We start from the raw sequence: 11,197 nt of genomic DNA on the forward strand, positions 1-11,197 counted from the left end.
GGGAGCACCGTAGATGAACGCACCGGGCCTCACGCCCGCGGGGCCGCCGGTCTTCACGCCCGCGACCGAGCTCCGCGACCTGATCCGGAACAAGGAACTGTCCGCCGTCGAGGTCACCGAAGCGGTCCTCGCCCACCTGGAAGAGGTGAACCCGCTGCTGAACGCGGTGGTCGCCGTGCGGGCGGAAGGCGCCCTCGCGGACGCGCGCGCCGCGGACGCGCTGCCGCCGGAGGAACGCGGCCCGCTGCACGGGGTCCCGTTCACCATCAAGGACGCCAACGAGTCGGCGGACCTGCCCGTCGCCTACGGGTCGCTGCCGTTCACCGGCTACGAGCCGGGCTTCGACAGCGAGTCGGTCGCCCGGCTCCGGCGGGCGGGCGGCATCCTCGTCGGCAGTACCAACATGCCGGAGTTCGGGCTGCGGATTACGACGGACAACCGGGCCTTCCCGGCCACCCGCAACCCGTGGAACACCGAGCACGGCCCGGCGGGCTCCAGCGGCGGCGCCGCGGCCGCCGTGGCCGCCGGCATCGGACCGCTCGCCCTGGCGGCCGACGGCGCCGGCTCCGTGCGGGCGCCCGCCTCCGCCTGCGGGGTCGTGGGGCTCAAGCCCACCCGCGGACGCACCTCGTGGGCGCCGGCCTCCCAGGAGCAGTGGGCGGGATACGTCATCAACGGCCCGGTGGCCCGCACCGTCCGCGACGCCGCCCTGATGCTCGACGTGATGGCGGGCCCGGTCGTCGGGGAGCCCTACGGGCTGCCCGCGCCGTCCGGTTCGTTCCTGGCCGCCTGCGACCGGCCGCCGGAGCGGCTGCGCGTGGCGTACACCGGCACGCCGCCGCACGGCGCGGTCGCCCCCGAGGTGCGGGAGGTGTTCGAGCAGGCCGTGTCGGCCTTCGAGGCCCTGGGGGTCGAGGTGGTCGAGGCCGCGCCCGACCTCGGCGGGCTCCTGGACCCCCTGCTGACGGTCATCGCGACGAACGTGGCCGCCATGGTCCGCGGCGTGCCGCCGGAGCACCTGGCCGAACTGGAGTCGACGACCCTCGACATCGCCCTGTACGGCGAGCGGCTGGGCGCCGTCGACTACTGCGCGGCCATCGCGGCCGCCCAGAGCCGGGCGGCGGACGTCCTGCGCTTCTGGACGCGCTACGACGTCCTGCTCACCCCCACGCTCACCGTGCTCCCGCCTCCGCTCGGGGCGGCTCCGGAGGGCTCGGGGTTCCAGGAGCGGTGGCGGGAGTACGCCGACTGGCTGGCCTTCACGTACCCGTTCAACATCACCGGGCAGCCCGCGGTCTCGCTCCCCGCGGGGCGGGCCGCGGGGAACCTGCCGGTCGGCATCCAGCTGGTCGGCGCGCCCGGGGCCGAAGACCGCCTCCTAGGTCTGGCCGCCGCCTTCGAACGCGCCCGTCCGTGGGCCGACGCGCGGCCCCGGCTCGGGTGAGCCGTCGGGGCGGTCGTTCCAGCCGGTCTCGCGCAGCAAGGCGATGCGGGAGTTCACCCCGGCCTTCCGGAAGAGCTTCTTCAGGTGGTAGTTGACGGTGTGGGGGGAGATTTCGAGGCGCCGGGCGATCTGCTTGTTGGTCAGCCCTTCGGCGACCATCTGGACGATCCTGTGCTCCTGGCCGTTGAGGTCCGGCGGCCCGGCGGGCACCGGCGTCCGGGCCCCGGGCCCCGGCGTCCGGGCCTCGGGGTCGGGCGCCGGCCGGGCGCCCGACCCGGGCCCCGGCCGGGCGTCGGCCACCTGCCGGCGCAACGCGTGCCGCAGCGTGGCCGGCACCGAGTCGACGATGAGCTGCCACAGCAACTCGTTGGGGAAGCGGACACGGGTGTTGCCGACGGCCAGCACCCCGGTGGTGATCGTCCGGTCCAGGGTGAGCAGCAGGGCGGACGGCGGCACGCGCAGGAGGGGCAGGAGGTCGTCGACCGTGCTCTCCCGGCCGAGGACCGCCGCCACCCGCAGGAGCTGGCGGCATTCGTCCGGGTACTCCAGGAGCATGCTCTGGAGGAGTGCCCGCAGCCGCTGCGGGATGCGCTCCTCGACGAGCTGCGCCTCGTGGGGCCCCACCCGGATCAGGTGTTCCTCGCGCATTCCCTCCAGCAGTTCCACGAGCAGCCTGGGGTGTCCGCCCGCGCCGTGCAGCACCCGGGCGAGCGGGGCGGACGGGGGGACGCCCAGGACGTCGACGGCCACCTGGAGCGCCGCGGGGGCGCGGAGCGCGTCGAGGGTGATCCGCTCGGTGTGCCCGATGGAGCTGGCGACCAGCGCGTCGAGGCTCCTCGCCCCCGTCCCGCGGCGGCGCGCGACCAGCCAGACCACCGCCCTGCTGCCGTACCGGGCGTACCGCTGGGCGAGCAGCGCGTCGCTCGCCTCCTCTCCCAGCCAGTGCGCGTCGTCCAGGACGATCAGCCGGGGCCGGTCGGTGGTGCCGGTGCCCATCGGACCGGCCGGGCCGGCGAGGGGGAACCGGTGTCCGGTCACGAAGCCGAGCCGTTCCGCCGTGGTCACGCACTCGTCCAGGAACCGGGTCTTCCCGGAGCCGGGCGGCCCCTCCACCGCCACCAGGGCGCAGCCGCCGTCGGCGCCGAACTCCAGTGCCCGCAGGGCGCGCGCCATCTCGTCCTCGCGGCCCCGCAGCGGCAGCCGGAGCGGGGACGGCGCGGTGGACGGGGACGGCGCGGACGGGGACGGAATCCGTCTCGTCGTGATCGTCGTCATCGGACCGCGCCCTCCCCCGTGTGTTTCCTCGGCTGCCGCGCTGTCGCCGGACCCGACGCGCCGTCGGCCTGGTACCGGGTCAGCAGCGGTCCGGTCATCACCGTGGTGACCAGCGCCATCACGACCATGGCGGTGAACAACCGGGTGTCGAGGGCGCCCAGGCTCAGCCCCACGTTGAGGACGACCAGTTCGGTCAGTCCGCGCGCGTTGAGCAGGATGCCCAGGACCGCGGACTCGCGTCCGGTGGCCCCGGTGAGCCGCGCCGCGCCCGCCGCGCCGAGGAACTTGCCCGCGCAGGCCACCGCGACGATCGCGAGGACCATGACGAGCCCCTGCGCGCCGAGGCCCGCGAGGTCCACCGAGAGGCCGGTCACGGTGAAGAAGACCGGGAGGAGCAGAAGGCTGGTCTGGTCGATGCGTTCCGGCACCTCGGGCGCGGTCGAGTCGATGTGGTGGCGGGGCGCGACGGCGCCGAACAGGAACGCGCCGAACACCGCGTGCAGCCCGATCTCGTCGGTGATCCACGCGCTGGTCAGCAGGCCGGAGCAGAGCACGACGTGGACGGTCGTGCCGCTGCCCGCCCATCGCCGTTCCGGGGCCAGCAGCCAGGACAGGGCCGGCCGTACCGCGAAGAGCAGCACGAGCACGAAGAGGACCGCGCCGCCGACGGTGCGCCCGAACGACCAGAGGCCGCTGACGCTCACCATCGTGACGACCGCGGCGAGTACGCTCCAGGCGATCACGTCCTGGATCGCGGCGCTGACCAGGGCCACCGTGCCCACCCGCTGCTTCTGCAGGCCCCGTTCGGTGATGATCCGGGCGAGGACCGGGAAGGCGGTGATGGACATCGCCGCCCCGAGGAAGAGGGCCGGGCCGAGCACCCCCTGCGTCCTCAGTTGGGTCTGGTCGAGCCACGGGTACAGCAGCAGCGCGAGCCCGGCGCCCAGGGCGAACGGCAGGGCCACCGAACTGAACGACACGAGCGCGATGTGCCTCCCGACGCCTCTGACGTGTGAAAGGCTCAACTGGTAGCCGACGCCGAACATGAACAGCACCAGGCCGAGTTGAGCGAGCGTTTCGAGGTACGGGCGGACCTCCGGGGGGAAGAGCAGCCGGGGCAGGTCGCCGGGCAGCAGCCCGAGCAGGCTCGGCCCCAGCGCTATCCCGGCGACGATCTCGCCCATCACTGCGGGCTGTCGCACCCGCTTGGCCAAGGTGGCGAACAGGAAGGCGGCGAGCAGCACCAGGGCCAGGTCCACCAGGACGACCCCGGCTACGCTGCCGCTCTCCCCCGCGCTCAAGGCCGGACCGTGCGTCGACACTCCTCACTCCTGCCTTCTCGGGGACCGAAACGGCCGGATCCGGGAGTGGAGCGGCCGGATCCGGGACGGGGACGGCCGGAGCCGTCCGGGGGAGGCGGCCGGTACCGGACCGGCCGCCCCGCGGTCAGAGCCGCCGTGCCAGCGCCTTGCGGTCGACCTTGCCGCTCGGGGTCAGCGGGAACGACGGGAGGTCCCGTATCGACGACGGGATCATGTGGCCGGGCAGGTGCACCGCCAGGCTCCGCCGGATCGCGGACGCGACCACCCGGGCGCCGTGCGCCGGTACGCAGAACGCCACCAGTTGCTTGCCGCCCGCCGCGGTCTCCCGCACCACGACGGCCGCGTCGGCCACCTCCGGCAGTGCCCGCAGGCGCGCCTCGACCTCGCCGGTCTCCACGCGGTGGCCCCGGATCTTCACCTGGTCGTCCAGCCGTCCGAGGAACCGGATGGTGCCGTCCGGCAGGAGCTCGACCAGGTCGCCCGTCCGGTAGATCCGCCCCCCGCCGGCCACGCCCGGCACGGTCCGGAACCGCGTGGCGGTCACGTCGGGCATGCCCAGGTAGCCCTGCGCGAGCACCGGGCCGCCGATGCACAGCTCACCGGGCACGCCGGGCCGCTGCGGGCGCAGGTGCTCGTCGAGGACGTACGCCTCGGCGTTGGTGATGGGCCGGCCGATGCTGGGCTGGTCCGGCCACGTCAGCGGATCGCCGTCGAGTTCGAGCGAGGTCACCACGTGGGTCTCCGACGGGCCGTACTGGTTCACCAGCACGGCCCCGTCCAGGTGCTGGAACAGGGCGCGCACCGCGGGGCTCACCTGGAGCTGTTCGCCGGCGGTGATGACCTCGCGCAGGGAGACCGGCCACGCGCCGACCGTGCTGGCGTGCTCCGCTATCGCCTGCAACGCGACGAACGGCAGGAACATGCGGCGCACCGAGGCGCGGTTCATCAGCTCGATCAGGGCCTGGCAGCTCCGGCGCGTCGCGTCGTCGACCACCACCAGCGTCCCGCCGGAGGCCCAGGTGCTGAACAGCTCCTGGAAGGACACGTCGAAGCTCAGCGCGGAGAACTGGAGGGTCCGGTCCCCGGTGCCGCACGACGAGTGCGCGCACTGCCAGTCGATGAGGTTGGCCAGCGGGCCGTGGGGCATGGCCACGCCCTTGGGCACCCCGGTGGACCCGGACGTGTAGATGACGTAGGCGAGCGAGTCCGGTCCGATCGCCGGTGCCGTCGTCCGGGGCGTGTCCTCGACGGCGGAGAGGAGGTCCTCCAGGGCGGTGGCGCGGGTGCCGTCCGGCACCGGGATCCGGTCGAGGATCGCCTTGTCGGACAGCAGGATCCTCGCGCCGCTGTCGCGCACCATGGCGGCGAGCCGTTCGTCGGGGTAGGCCGGGTCGAGCGGCACGTAGGCGCAGCCCGCCTTGAGCACGCCGAGCACCGCGACGGCGATGGCGAACCCGCGCTCGAAGAAGACGCCGACCGGTTGTCCCGTGACGCCCGCCGAGCGCAGCGCGAGGGCCAGCCGGTCCGAGTCGCGCCCCAGCTCCTCGTAGGTGAGGGTCCTGTCGCCCCAGACCATGGCGGGCAGGTCGGGGTGGAGGTCGCGCCGGGCTTCGAACAGCTCGTGCGCGAGCAAGGTCCTTCCGGGGGAATTCCGTACGCTAGTCAATGGTTGCTCCCAGGCCGGATCAGGTGGGGGACTGCGCCGGTTCGGTCATGACCGACTCGATCGTCGCCGCGAGCGGTTCGGCCCCGGCCGACTCCAGGTAGAGGTGGCCGCCGGGGAACGTGTGGGTGGTGAGCGGCTGGACGCTGCTCCACTGCCACTGGTCGGTGTGCTCGTCGCCGAACGCGTCCTCCCGCCCCCGGCAGACGACGATGCGGCTTTCGGTCACGGTCCAGGACATGGTGCGGACGAACGAGTCGCAGATGTCGAAGTCGGCCCGCAGCAGGGAGACGGCGCGGGCGGCGATGTGCGGATCGCGGAGCAGTGCGGTGTCCAGCGCGCCGTACCGCGCGGCGCGTTCCAGCACCTCTTCGTCGGATGCGGGAGGGGCGCCGTCGGCGAACAGCGGCACGGCGCGCTGCGGGGCGAGGTTGGCGGAGGCGAAGAGCACCTGGCACCGCGGTCCGCCGCGCCGCTCCAGGGCCGCCGCCACGCCGAGCCCTAGGTAGGCGCCCATGCTGTGGCCGAAGATCGACAGTTCGTCGTCGGTACCGACCTGACGGACCAGCAGGTCCGTCAGGTCCCGGACCGCCTCTTCGGCGGTGTGGAGGGTGGGCTCACGCCAGCGGCGGCCCCGGCCGGGGAGTTCGGCCACCAGGGGCGTGATGTGGTCGGGCAGCAGCCGGGTCAGCCGGCGGAACACGGCCGCCGAACCGCCGGCGTGGTGGAACAGGGCGAGCACGGCCATCGGTGCGCCTTCCGGGAGGGGGAGGGGGCCCGGAGCGGCGTGGCCGGTGAGGGGGGTCGCCGGTCACGCCGTTCCGGGGCGGGGCGCGCGTGCGCCGCGACCGGACGCCGCCGGTCCGGGTCGCCGCGGTCCTTTTCCCGGCTTTCTCATGGCCGGGGGCCGCATCGGCGGCACGGACCGGTGACGATTTCCTCGGTCTGGCGGGCGGTGCGGTGAATTCGGCGGCGAAGTGGCTGGCTGCTCCGCCGCCTCGCCCGGACGGGCGTCGCGGTTGACGCGCCGTTACTCGGCCCCGGCCGCATGCTCATGGCCGTGGCAGCCGGGCTCGTGTCGGTGCGTTCCGGTGGGGCGTCAGTTTCCGACGGGCTGCCGGAAATCCCACGGGACGAACCTGTGACCGCGCCGGCTCCGGTCGGTCAGCTTGTTGATGCCGTATTCGTCCTTGCCGGCGACGAGAACGGCGGCGTAGTTCTCCAGCGGAATCGTGCCGCCGTATTCGGACACGTCGTCGAGGTCCGGGTAGATCTTGACCTGGGTCGGCACGTACCGGGTCGCGAACCCCATGCGGTAGTCCTTCTTGCTGCCGGTGTGCGGAAGCGAACCGTGCATCAGGGTCGACCAGAAGATGACGCACTCACCGGGCTGCATGACGAGGGAGAACGCCTTCGACTCGTCGGGGCGCCAGTTCGGGTCCTTCTGGAGCTCGCGGTAGTCGTAGCCGAAGAAACCGCGCCTGACGCTTTCCTTCTCCCGCTTGTTGATCGTGTCCGGGTTGTAGGACATGCCGAGGGATTCGTCGTAGTTCATCACCCGGTGCGTGCCCGGCATGAGCTGGAGGCAGCCGTTCTCCTTCGTGGAGTGGGTGAACGCCGTCCAGGCGGTGATCGTGCCGCCGAAGGCGGGCGCGTCGTTCTGCGCGGGCCACTGGATCTGGGGACGGCCGCTGGAGTGGGCGAACGTCGCCGCCTGGTGCCAGTCCGTGCCCTCGTCACCCTGGTACTTCGGGAAGAACTCGGTGCGCCAGCACAGCAGGTTCGGGCCGAGGATGGAGGCCACCCGCTCGACGATGGCCCGCTGCATGATGTGCTCGCTGAGCAGGTCGATGTCGAGGTGCCGGTCGTAGTTGGAGAGGTTGGTGACGGCGCCCAGCGAGTCCTCCGGGTAGATCGCCCGCGACCGGTCGGGAATGGCGCGGCGTATCTCCCTCCAGCGCCTCTCCATCTCCTCGGGCTCATAGACCTTGATCGGTCCGATGAAGCCCTGCTCCTCGAACTTGGCGAGCTCTTCGGGGGTCAGCCGAAAATCCGACGTCTTGTCACTCACGGCTACTCCAGCTTCTGGTGGGGGTGGGCTTGGTGAACGGGTCACGCCGCCTGCTGCGCGGTCGTCCGCGCATGCAGTTCCGCGATGGCCTCGCCGAGCGACTGCTCGAACAGGGTCTTCACGTCGAGTTCCTGACCAAAATACTGCTGGACACGCGCGTTGAGGTTCATGGCGAGGAGTGAGTGGCCTCCCAGGTCCAGGAAATTGTCGTCCAGGGTCGCGTCCGGGGTTTCGAGGAATTCACGCACCCAGTCGACAAGCAGCTTCTGCATGTCGTGCAGGCCCTCGGGGGTGGAAACGGGCATTGCTGCCTTGCTCCTCTCGTAGGGTCTCGTGCGAGCCTCCCGCGAAGGCGATACATCAGCCGGCCGGAGGTTCACTGAACGCTCTGCACAGGTCCGCGCAAACACGCAGAGCGCGTTGTGGTCTCAACTTTATAGGCGCCCAGAGGATCGCGGTAATGCCAATCGCTTGGGGGGTATGCGCCAAGAACATGTGCCAATTGCAGTGTTGACGACGCGGTCCGGGTGGCCTGCGGGCCCCGGCCGTGGCCGCACGGGACCGGCGCACCGGCCGCGCCGGCCCGCCCACCGGCACCGCGCACTCCCCCTCCGTCACGCCCGGCGTCACCGCCGGGACGAGGGGGACCCTCCGGCCGTTTCCGCCGCACCCGAGCGGAAGGGCGCCGCCGCCTCCCGGTCCGGTCCGCCGGGACGGGGGCGCCGGCGGGTGGGGCGGCGTCCGGGGCCCTCCGGGAGTTCGCGCGGGCGGGGGCGCCGTGCCGTCCTGGCCCTCTGTGACGTTGCACGTCGCACGCGTGAACGCGCGGGGGAAGACACCGAGCGGGAAAGCGGATCATTGCGGCATGTCGCTGCACGTCCGACGGGGCCCCGGAGGCTGAGCGGTGCTTCGAACCCCTTCCGGGCGTGCGTCCGCGGGCGCGTGCCCGGACTGCCCCGTTCCATGCGGAGAACCGTGAGGCGGGAAGGGGGTGCCGCTCACGTGTGTGTAGCCTGCGTACGCACAGGGACGCGAGGCGTATGGGTCGTACGGGGTTCCTCGCGCATCAGGATCTAGGGGTGGGGGCTGCGTGAAGCGGCGTCGAATAGTGATGGCGGCGGCTGTCGCCGTGGCGGGTGTCACCGGTGTGGTCGTCCTGCAGGGTGCCACGGGCACCGAACCGGCCGCGGGGCCGGGGGACGGCAAGCCCCGCCCCGTCGCGGCCGAGGCGCGGACGAAGCCGATCGCGGCGAGCGCCGACGGCCGTTCGGCGGTCTTGAAGGAGGAGGGGACCAAGCCCTTCAGCATGCTCGGCGTGACGTGGACCGAGCCCGCCGCGCGGGTCACCGGGACGGTCGAGGTCCGCACCCGCGCCGTCGGGTCGGGGCAGTGGTCGTCGTGGCTGCGGCTGGACGGGGACAGCGGCCAGGGCGAGAGCGGCGCCGCCCGCGGGGGCACGGAACCGGCGTGGGTCGGCCCGTCGGACGGGGTCGAGGTGCGCCTGCGGGCGGGCGGGACGACGTCCAAGGCGCTGCCCGCCGGGCTGCGGCTGGACATGGTGGACCCCAAGACGGGCACCGTGTCGGGGATGGCGCCGGCGGCGTTCGCCCTGGAGGAGACCGCGACGCCCACCCCGACCGGGACGACGCCCGGGCCGGTGGAGCCCGCGCCGGACCCGGTCCCGGTCCCGACGGTGACGTCCCCGCAGGAGCCGGTCACGACCCCGCCGGTGAGCGAGCCGCCGACCGAGCAGCCCACCACGAGCGCCGCGCCGACGCCGACGTCCTCCGCGCCGTCCGTGCCGTCCACGCCTCCGGCGAGCCCCAGCCCCACGGCGACCGCGCCGTCCCCACCGCCGTCGACCGTGCCGCGTCCGCCGATCACCTCCCGGGCGGGTTGGGGCGCGGACGAGTCGATCAGCCCCGAGGCCCCCGGGTACCTGCCGGACGGCAGGGTCAAGGCGGTGGTGGTCCACCACACCGCCGAGTCCAACGCGTACACGTGCGACCAGGCGCCCGCGGTGGTGCGCGGCATCTACGCGTACCACGTGAAGCAACTGGGCTGGAAGGACATCGGGTACAACTTCCTCGTCGACAAGTGCGGCACCGTCTACGAGGGCCGCAAGGGCGGGGTGGACCTGCCCGTGATGGGCGCGCACGCCTACGGCTTCAACTCCGAGACGACCGGCATCTCCGTCCTGGGCACCTACACCGACGCCGCGCCCTCGCAGGCGGCGCTGACCTCCGTCGCCCGCATCGCCGCGTGGAAGCTGGGCCAGTACGGCGTCGACCCGGCCGGCACCACCACCCTGACCGCCGGTGACGCCGGGCGCAGCTACTCCGGAAAGACGTGGGCGAAGGGCGCTCAGCTCTCCTTCCCCACGATCCACGGCCACCGCGACGGCTACAACACCCAGTGCCCCGGTGACGCCTTCTACGGCTCGCTGCCCACCTTGCGCTCCTGGGCCGCCGGGCCGGTGGCCGGGCTGGCGGTCAAGTCGGTCACCGGCGCGGGCGCGTCGGGCACGACGTACTACACGAAGTCGTCCGTCACCGTGAACTGGGCGGCGACCACCCCGGCCGCCCTGGTCAAGCAGTACGACCTGCTCGTCGACGGCAAGGTGGCCGCCACCGCCGCCGCCACCGCGACCTCCGGCAAGGTGACGCTGACCCCCGGCACCCGCAAGGTCCAGGTCCGCGCCGTCCACCAGTCGGGCAAGACCGCCACGACCGCCGCCGTGACCGTCGTCGCCGAGACCACCGCCCCCACCTTCACCACCAAGCCCGCGCTCGCCCTGCGCACCGGCACCGTCAACACCGCCGCCGTGCCCCTCACGCTGAGCTGGAAGGCGACCGACAGCACCTCCCTGAAGGAAGTGCGCCTGACCAGCCCCGTGGCGAAGACGTACGGCCCGACGGTGTACTCCGCCGCCCACACGGCCAAGTCCGGCGCCGCCACCACCTGGAGCATGACCGCCCACGACCGGGCGGGCAACACCTCCACCGCCTCCGTCGCCGGCACCCCGGTGATCCTCCAGGAGACCTCCGCCGCCAAGTACGGCACGTGGGCGGCCAAGTCCTCCAGCAGCTACCTGGGCGGCAAGTCCTTCTCCAGCTCCACCAAGAACGCCAGCCTGACCTGGACCTTCACCGGCCGCTCGGCCGCCTGGGTCGTCTCCCGCGCCGCCACCTCCGGCCAGGCGTACGTGTACGTCGACGGCGTCAAGGCGGCGACCGTCGACCTGAAGTCCGCCACCACCAAGTACCGCGACGCCATCTGGACCAAGACCTGGGCCACCAGCGGCAAGCACACCGTCAAGATCGTCGTCGTCGGCACCTCCGGCCGCCCGACCGTCACCACCGACGGCCTCGTCTACCTCAAGTAGCCGACCCGCCGGGTTGTTCCACGGCCGCGGGGGGGGC

Annotated in this window: 8 protein-coding genes; 2 read left to right on the forward strand and 6 right to left on the reverse strand. The window is 72.9% G+C overall.

The features are described from left to right. The first annotated feature begins 13 nt into the window (after positions 1-13). Positions 14-1,444 carry an amidase gene (locus RND61_RS09565; protein ID WP_315877402.1) on the forward strand — a complete coding sequence of 477 codons (1,431 nt, stop codon included), beginning with the start codon at positions 14-16 and terminating at the stop codon, positions 1,442-1,444. On the opposite strand, the gene RND61_RS09570 is transcribed toward RND61_RS09565, so the two are convergent. The 6 genes from RND61_RS09570 to RND61_RS09595 all read right to left on the reverse strand — a co-directional run bounded on the left by RND61_RS09570 (position 1,379) and on the right by RND61_RS09595 (position 8,080). Next, positions 1,379-2,719 (reverse strand): helix-turn-helix transcriptional regulator, encoded by a 1,341-nt coding sequence (locus RND61_RS09570; RefSeq protein ID WP_315877403.1) that lies wholly within the window; start codon positions 2,717-2,719, stop codon positions 1,379-1,381. The two genes, RND61_RS09565 and RND61_RS09570, sit on opposite strands and share 66 nt — an antisense overlap. Continuing rightward, complete coding sequence (locus RND61_RS09575; RefSeq protein ID WP_315877404.1) at positions 2,716-4,020, reverse strand: cation:proton antiporter; 1,305 nt, start codon at positions 4,018-4,020, stop codon at positions 2,716-2,718. The genes RND61_RS09570 and RND61_RS09575 overlap by 4 nt, the downstream gene beginning before the upstream one ends. Before the next feature lie 145 nt (positions 4,021-4,165). Continuing rightward, positions 4,166-5,674 (reverse strand): amino acid adenylation domain-containing protein, encoded by a 1,509-nt coding sequence (locus tag RND61_RS09580; RefSeq protein ID WP_315877405.1) that lies wholly within the window; start codon positions 5,672-5,674, stop codon positions 4,166-4,168. A 52-nt stretch (positions 5,675-5,726) separates the two neighbouring features. Beyond that, positions 5,727-6,452 (reverse strand): thioesterase II family protein, encoded by a 726-nt coding sequence (locus RND61_RS09585; RefSeq protein ID WP_315877406.1) that lies wholly within the window; start codon positions 6,450-6,452, stop codon positions 5,727-5,729. Positions 6,453-6,803: 351 nt separating this feature from the next. After that, positions 6,804-7,775 (reverse strand): chlorinating enzyme, encoded by a 972-nt coding sequence (locus tag RND61_RS09590; RefSeq protein WP_315877407.1) that lies wholly within the window; start codon positions 7,773-7,775, stop codon positions 6,804-6,806. 41 nt (positions 7,776-7,816) lie between these two features. Continuing rightward, on the reverse strand, positions 7,817-8,080 hold the full coding sequence (locus RND61_RS09595; RefSeq protein WP_315877408.1) for a phosphopantetheine-binding protein: 264 nt from the start codon (positions 8,078-8,080) through the stop codon (positions 7,817-7,819). Positions 8,081-8,886: 806 nt separating this feature from the next. Between RND61_RS09595 and RND61_RS09600 the strand changes: the two genes are divergently transcribed. Next, positions 8,887-11,160, forward strand: coding sequence for a peptidoglycan recognition protein family protein (locus RND61_RS09600; protein WP_315877416.1), 2,274 nt, complete (start codon positions 8,887-8,889; stop codon positions 11,158-11,160). Positions 11,161-11,197: the final 37 nt, after the last annotated feature.

The organism is Streptomyces tamarix (genome assembly GCF_032423885.1).
Lineage (GTDB): Bacteria > Actinomycetota > Actinomycetes > Streptomycetales > Streptomycetaceae > Streptomyces > Streptomyces tamarix.

Excerpts from the sequence above, each read along its gene's own strand:
- RND61_RS09565 (WP_315877402.1), top strand. The coding sequence starts at position 14 with ATGAACGCACCGGGCCTCACGCCCGCGGGGCCGCCGGTCTTCACGCCC.
- RND61_RS09570 (WP_315877403.1), bottom strand. The coding sequence starts at position 2,719 with ATGACGACGATCACGACGAGACGGATTCCGTCCCCGTCCGCGCCGTCC.
- RND61_RS09585 (WP_315877406.1), bottom strand. The coding sequence starts at position 6,452 with ATGGCCGTGCTCGCCCTGTTCCACCACGCCGGCGGTTCGGCGGCCGTG.
- RND61_RS09595 (WP_315877408.1), bottom strand. The coding sequence starts at position 8,080 with ATGCCCGTTTCCACCCCCGAGGGCCTGCACGACATGCAGAAGCTGCTT.
- RND61_RS09600 (WP_315877416.1), top strand. The coding sequence starts at position 8,887 with ATGGCGGCGGCTGTCGCCGTGGCGGGTGTCACCGGTGTGGTCGTCCTG.